Source organism: Halalkalicoccus jeotgali B3, from assembly GCF_000196895.1.
Classification (GTDB): domain Archaea; phylum Halobacteriota; class Halobacteria; order Halobacteriales; family Halalkalicoccaceae; genus Halalkalicoccus; species Halalkalicoccus jeotgali.
Genome location: NC_014299.1, coordinates 87,343 through 104,800, shown reverse-complemented (window position 1 = coordinate 104,800; position 17,458 = coordinate 87,343). Strand labels below are relative to the sequence as shown.

Annotated in this window: 13 protein-coding genes and 1 pseudogene; 9 read left to right on the top strand and 5 right to left on the bottom strand. The window is 51.3% G+C overall.

The annotated features are described in order from the left end of the window. Positions 1–73 precede the first annotated feature (73 nt). Together HACJB3_RS16875 and HACJB3_RS16870 are read right to left on the bottom strand one after the other, a co-directional pair. Complete coding sequence (locus HACJB3_RS16875) at positions 74–1,051, bottom strand: ABC transporter permease (RefSeq protein ID WP_008415554.1); 978 nt, start codon at positions 1,049–1,051, stop codon at positions 74–76. 108 nt (positions 1,052–1,159) lie between these two features. Continuing rightward, positions 1,160–2,809: an ABC transporter substrate-binding protein gene (locus HACJB3_RS16870; protein WP_238532955.1), complete on the bottom strand. Its 1,650-nt coding sequence runs from the start codon at positions 2,807–2,809 to the stop codon at positions 1,160–1,162. A 234-nt stretch (positions 2,810–3,043) separates the two neighbouring features. On the opposite strand from HACJB3_RS16870, the gene HACJB3_RS16865 reads away from it, so the two are divergent. Continuing rightward, positions 3,044–3,544 carry an Lrp/AsnC family transcriptional regulator gene (locus HACJB3_RS16865; protein ID WP_008415556.1) on the top strand — a complete coding sequence of 167 codons (501 nt, stop codon included), beginning with the start codon at positions 3,044–3,046 and terminating at the stop codon, positions 3,542–3,544. A gap of 899 nt (positions 3,545–4,443) precedes the next feature. Here HACJB3_RS16865 and HACJB3_RS21355 read toward each other — a convergent pair. Continuing rightward, positions 4,444–4,812 (bottom strand): DUF7344 domain-containing protein, encoded by a 369-nt coding sequence (locus HACJB3_RS21355; protein WP_008415557.1) that lies wholly within the window; start codon positions 4,810–4,812, stop codon positions 4,444–4,446. Positions 4,813–5,108: 296 nt separating this feature from the next. Between HACJB3_RS21355 and HACJB3_RS16855 the strand changes: the two genes are divergently transcribed. The 5 genes and pseudogenes from HACJB3_RS16855 (at position 5,109) to HACJB3_RS19180 (ending at position 11,897) form a co-directional block, all read left to right on the top strand. Further along, entirely contained in the window at positions 5,109–5,390 is a 282-nt protein-coding gene (locus tag HACJB3_RS16855) for a helix-turn-helix transcriptional regulator (protein ID WP_008415558.1), read from the top strand. Between the two features lie 977 nt (positions 5,391–6,367). Beyond that, entirely contained in the window at positions 6,368–6,934 is a 567-nt protein-coding gene (locus HACJB3_RS16850; RefSeq protein WP_008415559.1) for a hypothetical protein, read from the top strand. A 3,276-nt stretch (positions 6,935–10,210) separates the two neighbouring features. Further along, positions 10,211–10,551, top strand: a pseudogene (locus HACJB3_RS16845) (PadR family transcriptional regulator). A 165-nt stretch (positions 10,552–10,716) separates the two neighbouring features. Further along, complete coding sequence (locus tag HACJB3_RS16840; protein ID WP_008415562.1) at positions 10,717–11,007, top strand: PadR family transcriptional regulator; 291 nt, start codon at positions 10,717–10,719, stop codon at positions 11,005–11,007. A 491-nt stretch (positions 11,008–11,498) separates the two neighbouring features. Further along, a complete protein-coding gene (locus HACJB3_RS19180) occupies positions 11,499–11,897 on the top strand; it encodes a TRAM domain-containing protein (RefSeq protein ID WP_081461368.1) in 399 nt (132 codons plus the stop codon). Positions 11,898–11,966: 69 nt separating this feature from the next. On the opposite strand, the gene HACJB3_RS16830 is transcribed toward HACJB3_RS19180, so the two are convergent. Further along, positions 11,967–12,278, bottom strand: a complete 312-nt coding sequence (locus HACJB3_RS16830; protein ID WP_008415568.1) for a hypothetical protein — start codon at positions 12,276–12,278, stop codon at positions 11,967–11,969. Between the two features lie 482 nt (positions 12,279–12,760). Between HACJB3_RS16830 and HACJB3_RS19175 the strand changes: the two genes are divergently transcribed. Together HACJB3_RS19175 and HACJB3_RS16810 are read left to right on the top strand one after the other, a co-directional pair. Next, positions 12,761–13,999, top strand: a complete 1,239-nt coding sequence (locus HACJB3_RS19175; protein WP_013199633.1) for a Cdc6/Cdc18 family protein — start codon at positions 12,761–12,763, stop codon at positions 13,997–13,999. Positions 14,000–14,294: 295 nt separating this feature from the next. After that, positions 14,295–15,029, top strand: coding sequence for a fumarylacetoacetate hydrolase family protein (locus HACJB3_RS16810; protein WP_049934715.1), 735 nt, complete (start codon positions 14,295–14,297; stop codon positions 15,027–15,029). Between the two features lie 19 nt (positions 15,030–15,048). Here HACJB3_RS16810 and HACJB3_RS16805 read toward each other — a convergent pair whose 3' ends face one another. Next, on the bottom strand, positions 15,049–15,588 hold the full coding sequence (locus HACJB3_RS16805) for a carboxymuconolactone decarboxylase family protein (RefSeq protein WP_013199632.1): 540 nt from the start codon (positions 15,586–15,588) through the stop codon (positions 15,049–15,051). Positions 15,589–16,202: 614 nt separating this feature from the next. Here HACJB3_RS16805 and HACJB3_RS16800 point away from each other — a divergent pair. After that, positions 16,203–17,420 (top strand): CaiB/BaiF CoA transferase family protein, encoded by a 1,218-nt coding sequence (locus tag HACJB3_RS16800; protein WP_013199631.1) that lies wholly within the window; start codon positions 16,203–16,205, stop codon positions 17,418–17,420. The last annotated feature ends 38 nt before the right edge of the window (positions 17,421–17,458 follow it).

The window sequence follows — 17,458 nt, the reverse complement described above, 5'->3', positions numbered from 1 at the left end:
CGTCGTTTCGGGGTTTGTTCGCCCTGTCGTGTGTGCTATTTTCAATATCATATGTGATCTATCTGGTGTTCTCTCAATCATACTGTACCCGCGGATCAAGGTAGCCGTAAGCGAGATCGGCGAAGAAGTTCATAATGATAACCACCGATCCCATGAGAAAGAACGTCCCCATAGCGACGGGGTAGTCATTGTAACTGATTGACTCAACCATTTCACGGCCCATTCCAGGCCAATTGAATACTGTCTCGATTATCAGAGAACCACCGATCGCCGTTCCGGAGACGATAGCGATGATCGTGACGAGGGGCAACACAGAGTTCCTCGCAGCGTGTCGGAACAGGATCCGGCGCTCGGAGAGACCTTCCGCCTTCTTTATTTCGATGAAATCAGCCTTCAGAACATCAAGCATCGTGTTTCGCATCAGCAGCATTGGGGTTGCCATGTAGTAGATGGCGCCGGCGAGCATCGGTAAGATCATGTGATAAACAAAGTCCCAAGCGAGGTACCTCGCCATGAAGCTATCAGGTTGCGTTCCGACGGCACGCATTCCCCCCGAGGGGAACAGGCCAAGTCCGAATGAGAAGATCGAGAGGATGATAATACCTGTCCAAAACTCTGGCGAGGAGCGGGCCATCAGTGCGACGATAATTCCGCCACGCTCGAACGACGATCCACGGTACCATCCTAGCAAAGCGCCAAACGTGATGCCAAGTACGTACGCTAGCAATAGCGCCGATCCCATCAGAATGACCGTGTTCCAGAACTTTACGACGAGAATATCCCATACCGGTTCGTTGTACCGAAACGAGGTCCCGAATTCGCCTGTAAGCAACTGGCCGATGTAGTCGATGTACTGCTGGTGGAGCGGTTGATCTAATCCGAGGCGTCTAATCGTTGCCGCACGTGCCTCTGCGGACATCCCTTGGGTGACATACATTGAAGTCGGATCGCCCGGTGCGGCCCTAAACAGGACGAAGAGCATCGTGACGAATACCCAGAAAGTGAAAACTAGCTGGGCGATACGCCGAACAACGAATTCTTGAAGCCCCATTATCGATCGTACCCCCGTAAATTCAGATGATAACACTGCCAGTGCCGTCCGACTGGTAGTGGCGCATCTCTCGTTCGCCAAAGGGAAGGTGAATACGTTCTCCTCAAGTTACTCCTCCGGGTAATAGAGCCGACCGTTTTCAAGCGTGTAGCCGGCTTCTTCGAGCGTAATTTGTGCCCTTCCGAGATCATTCCCGAACTCTCTGACGTCGGGATTATGCCAGAAGTCATTGACAGCGGCCATGAATGTGTGGGTCACCGTCCCCATACCGTCCATCACGATGTCAACAATGTCCTGTTTCGGAATCGCGTCTGCAAGTGCGTGTCTGACCGCGACATCGTCGAACGGGGGACGTTCAAGCTGGTAGTTGATATGGTACCAATTGTGGCTATCAATCGAGCTAATGGTGACATGATCAATTTCGGAATCGAGACGGTTGACAGTGTCAGGACCCGGCACCCACCCAATCATGTCAAGCGACTCATCTTCGAGGAGCCGCACTAGACTCTGCATGTCGGCCCCGGGGATCTTGATAAGCTCTGGAATGTTCGGCGTATGAAAGTGGTTCTGATTCGCTTGGAGAACCATCTGTTCATCTCGATTCCAGCTGACAAATTCGAACGGGCCACTCCCGACGGGTTCGGGATTCTCCCATCCAACCGGCTCCGAGACGCCATCCAGGTCCTCGGGGATATTCTCCCAGATGTGCTGAGGGATGATGAAGACCTGACCTAGTCCAACCGGAATGAACGGCGCAAACGAGTCCGACAGCGTGAATTCGACTGTCCGTTCGTCGATAATTTCGGTAGATTCTAAAGGACCCATGAACGAGCTGAGGAGAGACGAATATTCATTTAAGTAATCAAAGGAAAACTTCACGTCCTCAACCGTCAGATCCTCCCCGTCGTGCCACTGGTGACCATCACGAATCGTCGCTCTGATTGTGGTATCGTCAACCACTGTAACATCCTCAGCGAGCCAATTGGTCGCCATCCCCTCCTGATCGATCCGAACGAGTTTGTCGTAGATAAGCCGCATCGTCTGCGTGTCGTGACTCGCCGTCCCATCAACCGGATTGAGGTTATTGACGTCTGAGGGGTAGCCAAGACTGATCTGCTCAACTCCATTTGCCGGCATGGAATCAACCGCCGTCCAAAAGGACATCAGTCCCTCGCCCATCATATTGACAATATCGTCAAAGCGAGCCTCAAGGTATGGCATCGCCTGTGTCTGATTTGCGATAGGCGTCCGAGGCTGGTCTTCGGCGAAGAGTTCTTGGCATTGCATGACCGCCTCCTGCCGCTCGTTTTCATCGTAGGCTTTCCGTTGGGCCTCTGCATATTCGTCGTACTCAGAACTTTCGTAGTTCACCATATTGTTGCCTCCCTGATCAGTCTGAGAGGAATGATGGAGTGAGTAGCAGAATACGTCTGGATCCAGCCGCGCGGCACGACCGGCCCAGTTTAGCGTAAACGTGTCGAAATTCTGCTCGTCAAACGTTCGTGAGACGATCGTATTCCACGCTAGTGGGGTGACTTCGACCTCAAATCCTAGTTCACGCCAGTTTTCGGCGATAAGGTTGCCGAACTCGTACCGAATCGGATCGTAATCCTCGGTCGTTACGATGAGTTCGATGGGTTCGACAGCACCCTCCTCGCTGCTTCCACCTAAACAACCAGCCAAGGCAAGTGATACTCCACCCATAGCCCCTGCAGTGCTTTGTAGTACGCTTCGACGACTTTTGGTAACGTGTCGCATATTTAGGTGTAATGCTACTACTACTTATAATTTTACTATACATACACGATTTGCCTGTGATACAGTGAATTGAGCACCTCTTTAAGGGATATTCTATAACCGAAATCCTCAAATGCAGATCTCAAGTACTCTCTCACAGGTTCGATACAATGTTATATCATAAACTCAGTAGAAGAATGGCGGAATCAGTTAGGCCAACACCATTTAGCTGCCAGTGGGACTAATTGAGATCCTATGGCGAAACAGACATTCGAGTCGTTTGACGATATTGACGGGATAATTCTTCGTGCACTCGCGGAGAATCCACGAGTCCCCTATTCCGAGATCACGGACACCTTAGCGGAAATGGGATACGAAATGAGTCCAGAGGGGGTCAGATACCGGGTTGATAAGATCATCGAACTGACCACTGTATTCTTCCTAGTGGACCCCCAGACGGTCTCGTGGGAAATCCTCCGTGTTGCAGTGTCTACAAAAGATACCAAAGATTCCAAGCATGAAGCGTTCGGGCTTCTTTGTGAACAGCCATTCTGGCACGTCTCGCGTGGGATCGGAACATACGACTTGTATGCCGTCGGCAGCCTCCCTTCGCTCCAGAAGGTTGACGAACTTGTCACACGAGTCCGTGAGGCGGACTGCGTCAGTAAAGTGGATTATATCGTGGTAACGAGTCGAAATCAAGATATGACTCAGTATCTAAATATGGACTACCTCCCGACGTTTAGTGAGGAATAATAGACAACATAGGAGTAGAGGATTGTCTCAATCGGGCTACCGGACTGAACGAGCAATGCCTTTTTAGAGTAGAGCGAAAGCTATCTGCCGGCGCGTCGGCGGAATTACACTCCAATAGAGCGGTCAGGTGAGGCAGCCGAGAAGAGCCCCTCAATTCAACGAACGCCTACTGCTCGCGCCAATCGTCCTCATCATTCCAACGGTGGCACGGATCCCAATCGAGGTCAAATGGTAGATTTTGTACAACACCTCACGTCTAAGAAGCGTTTTGTTGCACAAGGTTCTGTCTGACTAATGCTATCCATTCTCAAATAATTTTATAACTATTGACTACACAGTCGTGAGCGGATACACAACCATGCTCGGACCACTCGCGTTCTTCAATCGACGCTAGGTCCGGTCACGATCGGGCACTCCCCGATGGCCGGATTCACGCGTTGATTCCATCAATGCATGCACTATCCGGCCGCGTTTTCGACGTCCCATCGCGCCATTCTCTCCCCCTACCACATAGTGGGAAACGTCTGGCGCGTGTTCTAACGGCCATAATGCAGTCAGCACTATAGAGACGGTGCTGACTTGCCGTTCGTGGTTGATCACGTCTTCTGGGCGGTCGGTACCTGACCACAGCAAGCACTCGGGGCCCGGAGAGACATCTCTCCGTCGTACTCGGGCAATACCCCGACATCCAATGCAACGACCTCAAACACGAGCCGAACTGGAACACGAACAACGACGTCAGCGCGAACGCATTACGCGACAACCCTCAGTGCTCACCGGACTGGTGACCATCGTTAGTATCGCCGTCGGCGTATACGCCATCTTCAGTACGCTGGCCGTCGTAGTGGCGATTGCTGCGTGTATCACTGGCGTCTACTGCGTCTCCTAGAACGCTCGAACTACAAGAATTCGTCCTGCTGCACACGGAGTGTCCATTTGCGAAGACATGAATCCTCAAACACGCGTATGAGGTCCTGCCGGGGGTCATAGTCGATGATACCTACGTCGTCAAGCACTGGGAGATGCCACTGGTAGAGATCCGCTGCAACGTCCTGATACCGCTCGCGAGTGAGCGCGTCCTCCGTGAGCGCTGCCTCAAGCGTCGCAACGTCCTCAATCAGTGGCTCGAATTCGACGGACGAACCATCGGCAGTGAGCAGTGAGTAGAGTGCAAACCGCCTGCGTTGGTTGGCTAAGAGTTCCAAGACCGTATCCAGTGACAGCGGCGAGAGTACCGCAGAATCCGAGGGTGGCGAAGACGAAGTCATGTGCCGTTGGGGAGTCTACAATAACTGAGAGGTATAACGCTATTGTATCGATCCGACGAGTGGACGGCCTCCTTCAGCGGCGACGACCAAAAGTACGGGCAGTCTCGGCGGTGCCATACTTCCTCAGACAGAGCTTCCCCTAAGCGATGGTATTTGAATTGCTATGCGCCACACTTCTATTTCTAATTGAGTACCCGACTATGTACACGATTAAAAGAGAAATACTGATTAGATCGGTGTACCTTATTTGCAGTAATTGAGTAAAATCGAAGCACACCAACACCAAGCAGATCAATATGCAACAACCGACAACCATTGAGGAATTTCAGGCTGCGCTGACAGACGATCGCTATCGGATCCTCGAAGTGCTTGCTGAACACGACGAACTCCGTTCAAGTGAGATTCGTGATCGGGCCGAGATCCCGGAGGGAAGCAAACACTATCAGCTCTCGATGCTTGACTCGTGGGACCTCATTACGCCAGTTGGCACCCAGTACGTTGGCGAACATGAGACCGGGATTCCAGCGATTATCTACACGCTGACTGACGAGGGGCACGCACTTCTTGAGGACGACTGAGCGGGCAGACGTCGACACGGGTAACTGACGCCTCCGAGGGACTGATCGCCCAACTCGGAAAACTTCACACATTAGTCGACGGGTGATGTTGCTTCTTCGCGAGATGATCGGACTGTTCTTCGAGCAATATACTCGCAACGCAGGGAGTAATCAGATGCTGAGTGAAAGCGAAGAGAAAGAGGAGTATCACTTCGCGAAGGGTACCGTCGGTGCTTCGGCGCGGGGGAGGCGTGATCTGCCGCCAGGTGAGAGAGGTGGTTCCACAGGTGAATCACGCTGCTCGAGGAATCGACTCTTGTTTTTCCCTTGTACCATATCGTTCAACTGAGTTTTACAGCGTCTAACCGACGAAGTGTGAAACGCAGGCTCCCGGCCCTGAGGCCGTAGCCGGGAGCGGGAGAGGGTGCCTCTCCCATAGAAAAGTAGTCACGGATAGATGTTAGTTAGTAGGATAGTAACGAGTGTTTTGAGATCTCTTCCTGTCTTTCAAATAGATAAATACTTCGTAAGGTTATGTCGCTGCGACCAGATTCAAACGATATATATTCCCGTGAGTGCTACTAGTACATGCACAGGCGTGGATACTCTCTGCTCTAGATCCTCACCCCAGGTGCTACAATTCAGTCCCTGGGTGGGTTCTGGAGAAAGGGTATCCACGCCTGAGCAACCGCAGTGGAGTGCAGGAGTCAACTATGGCCTCAGTCCTCCACTCTCATTTGGGCGTGGACCCTATCAACCAGTAGCATCTTGCTAACTATTAAATCTACCATGATATGACGAATCTATTATCTTTATCAGTCTTTCCTTCCTCCAGCCTTGTGCAACAATCCATTCATAGCAAGTTGATTGTTGCACAAGGTACTTCCCTTCACTTCTCTAGTTCTTCGACCGCTCACCAATGGCGCTATTCGTTATACATATAATTCTATCTTTTTACCACCAGAAAAATTATATATACGTAGATTGATAGGTTGGGTATGAAGCGTCGACAGATGCTCATCGGAACCGGCGGCCTGCTCACAACTACCCTCGTTGGCTATTCCAGCATTAGTTCAGCACACGACAGCGAGGACGACCACACGAAATCAGAAAAGAACGGGCACACAAAGCACGAAGACGAGGAAGAAAAGGAAGAGGACGATGAGTACGATGGAATCCCTGGATTCGATCGCGAGGAGTTCGAGCTCAACAGCGACGTCCTCTCCGTGAAAGACCTCAGGTTCCACGAAGGGACACTCAAACTCAGTCTCATCGTTGAGACGACTGATGAGGACATTCTCGCTGAGGAATTACGAGCCCTGGTCCCTGCGTTCAACCGAGCGATTCGTGAGGCGAACGTTGATGAGTTCTTCGAAGCGGTTGAGGAGTTCAAATTCGCTCTCTATGATGAGTGCGACGTCCGGCGGGCCGCACTCTACCTGGATGTGGAGTGGCTGCGTGAGTGTCTGTTCGGCGATCTCACAACTGAGGAATTCGTAAATCGGATTCTTATGATCCTTGGAGCTGTCGAAGACGACGATGGGCCAGGAAATCCTGCTAGCTAAGCAGAAATAGGCCAGCTTTTCGGTCCAAGCAAGTAACGATCCCAGAAGAGATCCAGACGACACTTCTCATAGACTGAACCCCATATAGCGTCATACACAATGCAGGGACGGTGGCTATGGACAGTATCGTCATCGCCGCTTGTACGGACCACGACTTCCACCAATCGAACGCTTGGCACCGAACTCGGTGATCTGCGCGATGAGTTCGACTAACTGCCCCATCCAGTCACGAACGCTAACCTACTGTTTGGCGGCACACCGTTTTAGCGTATTTCACTGAATCATCTAAGAAATATTACTTTTTTAACCCACTGTGCTAAACGCTCCAGTCGAAATGAGCGCACGGACGTCTGACGCACTCTTAGCCGATCCCGCTCCGAAAGTTTCCACCATGAAACAAATCGCCGTCCGGCTTAACGAGGAAGTGATCTGATTTGCTGAGAATTTGCAATCAAACGCTTTCGACGGGAGAAACGGCAAATTTTTGTCAATTCGAAGAGCACACCGAGTCAGTCAGAGCGATCAAAGAGAGCAGATAGTCGCGAAACGAAACGCCGATGTCGTAGTGCTCACTCCTGTAAAGAGGTGGCTCGTCGGAATAGGTAGACTAGAACCAGGCGTGATATTTCTCCGAGAGGACCTAGTGAAAGGCCCTCGTTCCTGGGTTGGTTGGGCTAAGGGAACAGTGGGTGACGAACACCTACCCAACCGCAGCGTAGTGGGGTGAGACTACGCCGCGTGAGATAATTACACGCCCAGATACTTGGCTTTTCGGCCAGCAAGTAAATTAATAGTCTATAGTAATTAGTTACAAAGTGACAATAATGAACTCATATTCACGCTAGGCTCGCGAATTTCCATCGACCACACTGGTCGCCGATTCAGAAAACGTGCTCGTGTTGGTGCGATCAACCTCGCGATACAGGTCCGCTTGGTTGAGAAGTCGCCAATACGGCTATTTCAATGAGGGAATGCCGGCGAGAGAAGCTGCGGAGGGACGCTCGTGAGCTATCGGCTGTGGCTTCTGAAGTGAGTATCCTGAATTAGTGTTCCACCGCGATAGACTGTGCTGTGTACCTTTGATACCTACTCTTTGGTTCAGGTTATTCCACTGCAGCTACAGCATCCAACAACCTTATACTGATATATGACAGATCTCAATGTGGGTTTACGAAACCCATGTGAGGGCAATACCAGGATCGGCCTGGGGCGAGTAGACCTCACTCGCCACTTCATAGAATGGACGTGCGCTCAATACTCTGTCATCAGAAAGCGTGTTCCTCTGCTCTTTGCCTTGTGCAACACCATTCGATTATGAAAGGCGATCGTTGCACAAGGCCTTCGATCAGGTATAGTACTCAGATCCTCAAGACGCCTATTCGACGGGCGAGCGCGTACACAACTGGCGACACGACTATCAGAGAGAGGCCCGCACCACTGCCCACCATGGACGTCGAGCATTGCAGTGACGGCGAGGTACACCACCCATGCGGAGTGCTGCCGTCGGGAGCGAGGCTAGGATTGTATCGGCTGGTCCGGCACTAGTCCCCCTGCAGGAAGGTATGACAATCTATTGGGTGTCAAACGCCTTGTAGCGGCTTCGTACCGTCTCGTTTCGCTTCGTTGCTATTCAACAGTACTCGATGAAGATGAATGACTGTCGCGATCAATAATCAGTGTATAAGTAATACAGGTGATATCCAAAGAACTACTGCGGTCGCGGAGCTCATAGGGATCGGACATATATCCCCCCTCCCCCTTGTTTATGGTTGACCTCTCCAGTTTGGAGAGGTTTTCAGGAGTCTAATCGATAGTCAGCGGTGGAGTTGCTATTCGAGGACGGCATCGAACAGGTCTCTACTCGTCTGGAGGCCGGTGTGAGGTAGATCCTCTCATTTTCTCCACAAATGCCAACGTATTTCTCACTGTTGTACATATCCTCAGGTACGGCGCCAGAGCCGAGAGGTAGAAAGTGGGGGATTGCACTCACCCTACTGGCGTCGTGAAGGTGCCTCTGACATTACCTTCGTTCCGTAATCGAGTAGGGCGATTTGCTGTAGCAGAGTCTATAATATAGTCTTTTTGTTGGGTTGGACAGAAAGTCGGCACTGACTGAGAATTTCTTGAGTAGGTGTTTGGTCGTATGTCATCCCCGAAGTCGAATTACGTAGAAACTCTACGTGGGGTATCATCTACATAATCAATACAATTGACAATCTACGAGATGATGCGGTCACCGCGACTCATGGTCAGTCGCGTACGATCCACCCACCCACAGTACCTCTCTCCCAAAGAGAGGTTTTCTACGAGAACTCAGAGAGATCTGTACAGGTAGAATGCTACAAAGAATGGAAACACGAGTAAGCGGCAGGTCTGAGACTCAACTATCGCCTCAAATCGGATATTTTCACAGGATAACTATCGCATAACTAAAACCAATGACAGCATAGAACTCAATGGCGGGTAACCGCCACGGCGGAAGCCCATTCCGTCGATCATGTTGAACCTCTCCAATTCGGGGAGGTTTTCGAGACGCGATTAATAGAGATCACATACATGACTTCATTGCTGGAATGGAATCGCTATACAACGTCGGGATGGATAATCAAAGCCAACCCAGAATTGTCGGTTAATAATCAGGAATGTGATCCTTAGAGCAGGTGGTTAGTAGAGCAGTGTGATGATACATATGTCTGGCAGTCACGCAATGTAGTCATCGGGCCCGGTCTTGGTAGGAGACTGGGTACCAATCCCTCTTGGACACCTGTATATCCACTCAGCGGGAGATCCGATTGTGGTGATGCTAACGACGGTGGTCTAGAGGGCCACCGTCGGTAGACGATGGTGGGCTGCAAACCGTGTGTAGTTTCTTTGTACTTCGCGCGGTTCGACACCGCGGATCGGAACGAGTCGCACCCCCTCAGGCATACCCATCCTCAGGAGTGTGCGATTGTTACTTAATGCCACAGTGACTTATATGTGGGGATAGAGGAGATAGTCCCTACCCTACCCACGTTCAGAAGAGGAAATATTCGATCGAGGGCTGCCGCGTGCTCTTCGAAATGATCTCCATGCGGCGGCCGGTTGAGAATGTACTGCTCTTCTGGATTCATTGGTGGGTTGATGAATGACGTCGACCCTCACGTTCCACGCAGAGGCATCACCATTACCCGACTTACCGATATCAGTTATGAGCGCGTTTTGTCGGTGATTACGGTATCTAAAACGCAATCGATTTCCAAGCAGTTATAGAGAACGACAGTCAGTCTCAAGAAGATGTCAGAGGCACAGTCGACACCCGACGGAGAAGAGCGTACCGCACACGACTTGACTGCATTCCAGCAGAACATTCTGACCGTCCTCAGTGAGGAACCCCAGTATGGCCTCGCGATCAAACGCAACCTCGAAGCGTACTACGACGAGGAAGTCAATCACGGACGGCTCTATCCCAACCTCAATGACCTCGTCGAGCGAGGGTTCGTTGGGAAAAGCGAACGAATGAGTATGAACTGACTGAGGAAGGCTACGAGGTCCTCCTCGGTGAACTCGAGTGGCGAGCATCGAAGCTCCTCACCACCGACAATCGGGCACGCGATCTCAGAGCGCTCGCTGAGTAGTTTACTGCCGAGCCGCGTAGTAAGATAAGCACCAGGACTCGAACGAGGCTTGCAGTCGCTGGTACTACCGGCGTGCATTGATCTGTATCGAATTGTGTTCGTTCAGATACTTTTTCAGTATACACCATGCGATAAATTGACAATGTCACTGGATAATTCTGGGATATGTACGACCTCACTGGCTTCCAGCGGGATCTACTCTACGTCATTAGTGGACTAGACGATCCACATGGACTTGCAATCAAAGCTGAACTCGAAACGTACTATGAGAAAGAGATCCATCACGGGCGGCTCTACCCTAACCTCGATACGCTTGTCGATAAAGGGCTCATCGAGAAATCAGAGCTTGATCGCCGGACGAACCTCTATGCACTCACGGCCCGTGGGCAGCGAGAAATTGATGCTCGTCGAGAGTGGGAACAGCAGTACCTCCAGGACACACTGAGCGCGGCCTAAAGAAAGACTATCGATCAGATGAGTCCGTAGTAATCGTCGATGCCACCTCATCGAAAAAAAATACGAGCTGATCCATCCGCGCCGAATCATACGCTGTGAGATCGTATCGGTTGCGATTGCTCCGATGGGTATAGACCCGTAGAATCTCGAGATTCGCGGCAGTACTCAGGAGTTGGCCGAAGAGCTGTGGTTCGAACGGCGGATCGTCCCACATCGAATACAGCTGCTTTGCCGAGGCGTAATTTCGCGTTGACTGCTCGAGAGCCTGCCGGAGGTCTTCTACATGGCGTTCAAGCAGACTATAGCGTTGAGGCGCAGTATCGTGAAGCGCCTGAAGCTGCTCACCAAGCGAAGAATCTGCAGATTGCTCCGACGACATCGTATTGAGTGAGATAACGGAGACACGCAGCAAAGAACACATTCTAGCAGACAGATTTGCCGAAAGAGATTATATAGAGTGACGTGCATGCAACTACTCGTAATACGTATCAATGGTTTCAATTCCAGATCGTCTTCACGCGCTTATCACGTCTCGCCCGACCGAGACAGCGGGACACATGCAGATCGAGATTCCAAAAGAGCTAGTCGAGCAAGGGACGGTTGCTCCAGGAGAAGTCTATCAAATCGCCGTGCTTCCTACAAAGACTAAGGACGCAGCAGACGACACATCTTCCTCTCCGGCAGAGGGTCCGGAGCCACCAGTCAACGAGGGTGAGATCCGAACAGTGACGATCGATACGCTCGGCGATCAGGGAGATGGAATTACTCGTATCGAACGGGGATACGTAGTAATCGTCCCGGATGCCGAACCCGATGAGGAGGTGACCGTTGAAATCGATACCGTCCAGTCGAACGTCGCCTTTGCGAGCGTCGTCGAACGAAGCAAATAGAGCCAGATCGTCGAATAGCTGCTACGTAGAATGTATGGTTCGGATGCACAAGATCAACCAAGAGAGTGTTCAGCAACGTTCCCAGTCGATACCAATTGCACCCGCAAGTTCCTCGATCAAGGGATCGGTAAGCGCGACTGGATCAGAATCATCAGTCATAGAATAATTCGGTGAGACATCAAAGACCTCAACAGTGACAAGCTGTGTGTCCGCTAAGTTCCCGTCATCGGCTTCGAGATCGAAGATAGTGCGACTGTAGATGACGATCGTCCGCTCACCCGAGACCTCGAGATGTTCGATTCCTGTGTGCTCGAACGCTGTAAGAAGGTCAGTAGATTCGCCAAACTGATACGAGATTGCTGACCACTCGTCGGTCTCCATCACAGAGGGTAATCGGACGTTATGAGTATAGAGATTGTGTTCAATAGAGAGATCTACGCGTTTCACCGTACAGGTGGTGAGAGTTCATCGCACGAAGATAATCGGTTGTAGAGGAGAGAGACACCACCGATTCAAACGTTTCCAGATGAGATAGAGGGTAGAATCCCCCTCAAGCACACCACTGATTCAAATGTATCACCTAGTAAGAGCCCCTTAGACAGGGATAGAAGTGGTTCAATTACTAGACCCCTGCTAGACCCACCACTATTTCATTCGTTTCTATACTCTCTCTAGTACGGTTCTGGTTTTCACGCTTATGTATTAAATCTTTCTTCAAACTAGAACCATTCCTAAGTCTCCCCCCACTCTTTAGCCATAACGTTTGAATCGGTGGTGTCTCTCCAGTGAACGTAGGAAACGAATGAATCGTTTGTATCGATTGCAGCCGAGGTATTATATACCCGTTCTTCCATTAGGTGAGCATGGTCCTCTTCGAGCGGTCTGAGGAAATCTTCCAGGACGAAAACGTCCTGCATGATGACTATCAGCCACAGTCGCTCGAAGAACGGGAGGAGGAAGTCGAGCGGTTTACGGCGTACTTACAACCGGTTATCAACGGCTCTCAGCCCCGGCACGTATTTCTCTACGGAAAAACAGGGGTTGGTAAAACTGCAGTTACAAAGTATCTTCTCCAACATCTTGAACAGGACGCTACTCAATATGATGACTTGCAAGTTCAGTCCGTATATCTAAACTGTGAGGATCTTACGAGTAGCTATCGCATTGCTGTTTCTCTTGTTAACGATCTTCGTGCACCGAATAATCAGATCAGTCGAACTGGATATCCCCTGAATGCTGTCTACGATATGCTCTGGGAGAAACTCGACGAGATCGGCGGCACTATTCTGGTTGTACTTGATGAGGTCGATTACATTGGTGATGACGATAGCATCCTCTACCAGCTTCCCCGTGCCCGGAGTAACGGAAAGATCGAGAACGCTCGTATCGGAATCATCGGCATCAGTAACGATTTCAAATTTCGCGAGAAGCTCGACCCGCGTGTTGAAGACACACTTTGTGAACGCGAGCTCCACTTTCCTCCATATGATGCGGAAGACCTCCGCAATATCCTGCAAAAGCGCGCTGAGCTGGCATTCGACGATAACGTACTCAATGGTGATGTTATTCCTCTCTGTGCTGCATTCGCTGCGCAAGATAAAGGAAGTGCCCGTCAAGGGCTAGATCTGCTTCTTGAAGCAGGTGATCTAGCACGTCGGCGTAGTGACCAACAGGTCACAGAACCTCATGTTCGTGAAGCAAAGCAGCTGCTTGAAAAGCAGCGAATAGAAGAAAGTATGAAAGAACTCACTTCTCATGGTCACCTCACTCTCCTTGCAGTAGTTTCCTCTACTGTGAGCGATCCATCTTCTGTTCCATTACAGAAACAGTCAATCTACGAGCAGTATTGTGATCTCTCCCACGCTACTGATCAAGATCCTCTCGGTGGGCGTGCTTTCCATAATCACTTAGCTGAACTCTCGATGCTTGGAATTCTCGATCGGAGAAAACGCAATGAAGGACGTGGTGGCGGTATCTACTACGAATACGAGATTGACGTATCGATGAAAGCCGCGATTTCCACATTGGAGCATCTTCATTTGAGTACTGAACTCGGTTTAGAGTCATTACGCGAAAATGCAAAAAAACAGGAATTAATGTGAATTAGTCCACCCTGTTCAGACTAAGATCTGTTTGCCGGAAAATACTCGTGCAAATTAGTCTTTTGAATCAATATAGACTTCCATCACTCTACCCTCATATACATTGAGAGCTCGCGATACCATCATCGATCTAGTAACCTACCTTACAAAGCGTTCCAAGGTGAACCAAATTTTTTCATAAAGTGGAAACCAAAAATGACTGTCTCACGATATCTTGATGAGGGTAACGGCTGGCGTCGCTATCCTCGGTTGCCGATACCTCAACATTGGTTAAGTATCTCACGATAATTCAGATATGAAGTACGTCAGATTTCGTGACCCAGCGGGAGCCGTACGCCGTGGGACGTGGATTAACAATGAAGAGATTCGCTTCGGCGGAGAGAGTTACAAGGAAACCGATGTGGATGTATTAGCACCGTGTGAACCGTCGAAAATCGTCTGCGTCGGACTAAATTACTTAGAACACGCTAAAGAACTTGGAAAAGAACCACCAGACCGTCCTCGTCTGTTCTTCAAACCGCCGAACACGGTCGCGGACCATAACACGAGGGTGATGCTACCCGCTGGCAAGAAACGACTAGAATACGAGGCGGAACTTGCCGTCGTCATTGGAAAACAGTGTCGACACGTAGAGGAGAACAAGGTAATGGAGGTCGTCGAAGGGTACACATGTATGAACGATATCTCCAACCGCGACGATCAACAAATCGAACAGAACTACGTCCGAGCGAAGGGGTTCGACGGCGCTGCACCCCTTGGTCCGGTAGTGACAACGCCCGACAACGTGCCGGACGACGCTTTTGTCCGTACTCGAGTGAACGGAGAACAAAAGCAGGATGGGAAACTGACGGATCTTATCTTCTCTGTACCAGAACTCGTAGCTGAAATCACGACCTATATGACGCTTGAAGCGGGCGATATCGTCTCGACGGGAACACCGAAGGGTGTGGGACCGCTGGCTGACGGCGACGAAGTCGAAGTCGAAATCGAGGGTATCGGAACGCTACAGCATTCGGTCCAAATCCCATAAGCGTTCGTAAGCGTTCGTATCAGTTCTCATTGGGCGTCCAGCCGACGAATTCGCCCTCAAGCGGGATTTCGAGAGCGTCAAGGAACCGTGCCGTCGCCAGATAGTGCGTGGCGAGCTGTGTCGCCCCAACAATGGTCGCCTTATCGACGTGTTCTGCTAGTGCGGCGTAGGTCTCGTTGTCGACATCGCCCTTGGCGACAGCTTGGACGTACCGCAAGAGTGCGGCCCGTCGGTCGTCGAAGTAATCAAAGTTCTCTATGGTAATCGCCTCAATGTCGGCATCGGAGACCCCGAGGTTCCGTGCGATGGGAACGTGTTGGTTCCACTCGTAGGCGGCGTCGAGGGTGCGGGCGATCGAGAGGATACAGCGCTCGAGATCGTCCCCATTAAGGCCGCTGTTCTGCCAGAGGGTCGTTCCGTAGCGCATGTACGATTGAAGTATGTCGGGGTTGTTCGCCATCGCGCAGAGGAGGTTTATTTCCCCCATTGCGTCCTCACTGAGAAGGTGCTGATAGTCGCTAGGGAGTTCCGACTGTTCGAGCAGTGGCACGCGAACCATACCGGTGAAAGTCACCCATAGATAAAGAAGCCCTCGGCAACGGCAGTCTACGTAAACTCTTATTCTTGCCCTGATGAGTGACGGCATATGTTCACTATCGATGAGCAGGCGCCGCATTCATACCACTTGATGCAGGCAGAGAGGTGTACGCCGACATCGAACTATTCTCCCTTTGAGGGGACGCAATACGGATGTTATCGTGTTAACGTTCTACCCGTAATGTTCACAGGCGGGTATCTCGAAGAAGTAGATTCCTGCCGAAACACCTACGAGGATTTCACGTTACTGGAGATGAGGTGTACAGCCAGAGTATCGACCTCCTGTTCGCACAAAATGTCTAAGTCCGACAACAAGACCTCAGCACTTCGACCGCTCGGATCGAAACCCCGAGCCGCTTGGGTAGTACGGCAGAATTCCAAAGAGCGGCTAGGATGTAACTCACAGGGCGGAGCGTGTTCGGCGTCGACGAGTCTGGTCGAATTATCTATCTGTGAGTCGGTAACGGCGCCAATCCTGAATTCGGCATACTAGCCAACGATATTCTAACTGCAATTAAGAAGGAACGCAATCTGCCCCAGTAGAATTAAGCCCGATCACGGTCCACTGCCGGGGTAATGACGAAACAAGAAGCGTTACCACTCTCTGACATCTCGGTTATCGAGTTAGGGAACATTGTCTCCGCACCGTTTGCTAGCCTCCTCCTCGCAGATCTGGGTGCCGACGTCGTGAAGATCGAGCGTCCCGGTGTTGGTGACCTGATGCGCAGCGCAGGCGAAAGCGGTGAAGCCGTGGTCAACGCCCTCAACCGTAACAAACGCTCACTCGCACTCGACTTGCAGAGCGATCGTGGCCGTAAGGCGTATCACGACCTCGCAAGCGAGGCCGATGTGGTGATCGAGAACCTTGGTCCGGGTGTCGCAGACCGGCTCAAAATCGGCTACGATGACCTCAAAGCGCGAAACACCGATCTCGTATATCTCTCTATCAAAGGGTTCCATTCCGGCCCTTACGGCGACCGCCCTGGGATGGACATGGTCGCCGAATCAATGTCGGGACTTGCCGCGATGACGGGTAATCCAGGTGGTGGCCCAGTCCGTGTCGGCACCTCGATCGCCGATATCGGATCGGCAATGTACGGTGTTATTGGTGTTCTCACGGCCCTCCGAGAACGAGACCGAACCGGCAAAGGACAGCTGGTCGACGCTACACTGTTCGAGTCGGCGGCTCAGTGGATGGGGTACTGGATGACGTTTGCCGACATGACTGGCCAGGACCACCCGCCGCTGGGCACCTCACATCCTGCGTTCTCCCTTTACGACATTTTTGAGACGACTGACTCCGACCGGTGGGTCTTCGTCGGCGTCACCTCCGACAGACACTGGCCGGCGTTCTGTGAGGCGGTGGACAGGCCTGACTTGCTCGCAGACAGACGTTTCGAGACTCCAGAATCTCGATTTGAACACGAATCAGAACTGGTCTCTATCGCCCGCGAAGAACTCACAGGATGGAATCGCGAGGAACTAGTCGATGCACTGCTCGCAGAGGGTGTCCCCGCGGCGCCCGTGAACAAACCCTCAGAACTTCTCAATGATGAACATCTCGAAGAATCAGGAATGATCATCACCTTCGGTGGCTACCATAATGGGATGGAAAAGCGTCTTCGGACAGTGAAGACACCGCTGTCGGGTGACCGAATCGCCACGGAACAACGACTTGACACGCCACGACTCGGTGAACACAGTCGAGAAGTGGTGGCGGCCTCCGGCTACGACGAGGCAGAGATCGACGATCTCCTCGAAGAGGGAGTCATCGAACTACCTGCTGAACGCTAATCTCGTACGTAGCTTCAAGTAGGAGTCTTACTCGATAC

Bases quoted from the DNA above. Each gene is read 5' to 3' on its own strand.
- HACJB3_RS16875 (WP_008415554.1), bottom strand. From the start codon at position 1,051: ATGGGGCTTCAAGAATTCGTTGTTCGGCGTATCGCCCAGCTAGTTTTC.
- HACJB3_RS16870 (WP_238532955.1), bottom strand. From the start codon at position 2,809: ATGCGACACGTTACCAAAAGTCGTCGAAGCGTACTACAAAGCACTGCA.
- HACJB3_RS16865 (WP_008415556.1), top strand. From the start codon at position 3,044: ATGGCGAAACAGACATTCGAGTCGTTTGACGATATTGACGGGATAATT.
- HACJB3_RS21355 (WP_008415557.1), bottom strand. From the start codon at position 4,812: ATGACTTCGTCTTCGCCACCCTCGGATTCTGCGGTACTCTCGCCGCTG.
- HACJB3_RS16855 (WP_008415558.1), top strand. From the start codon at position 5,109: ATGCAACAACCGACAACCATTGAGGAATTTCAGGCTGCGCTGACAGAC.
- HACJB3_RS16850 (WP_008415559.1), top strand. From the start codon at position 6,368: ATGAAGCGTCGACAGATGCTCATCGGAACCGGCGGCCTGCTCACAACT.
- HACJB3_RS16840 (WP_008415562.1), top strand. From the start codon at position 10,717: ATGTACGACCTCACTGGCTTCCAGCGGGATCTACTCTACGTCATTAGT.
- HACJB3_RS19180 (WP_081461368.1), top strand. From the start codon at position 11,499: ATGGTTTCAATTCCAGATCGTCTTCACGCGCTTATCACGTCTCGCCCG.
- HACJB3_RS16830 (WP_008415568.1), bottom strand. From the start codon at position 12,278: ATGGAGACCGACGAGTGGTCAGCAATCTCGTATCAGTTTGGCGAATCT.
- HACJB3_RS19175 (WP_013199633.1), top strand. From the start codon at position 12,761: ATGGTCCTCTTCGAGCGGTCTGAGGAAATCTTCCAGGACGAAAACGTC.
- HACJB3_RS16810 (WP_049934715.1), top strand. From the start codon at position 14,295: ATGAAGTACGTCAGATTTCGTGACCCAGCGGGAGCCGTACGCCGTGGG.
- HACJB3_RS16805 (WP_013199632.1), bottom strand. From the start codon at position 15,588: ATGGTTCGCGTGCCACTGCTCGAACAGTCGGAACTCCCTAGCGACTAT.
- HACJB3_RS16800 (WP_013199631.1), top strand. From the start codon at position 16,203: ATGACGAAACAAGAAGCGTTACCACTCTCTGACATCTCGGTTATCGAG.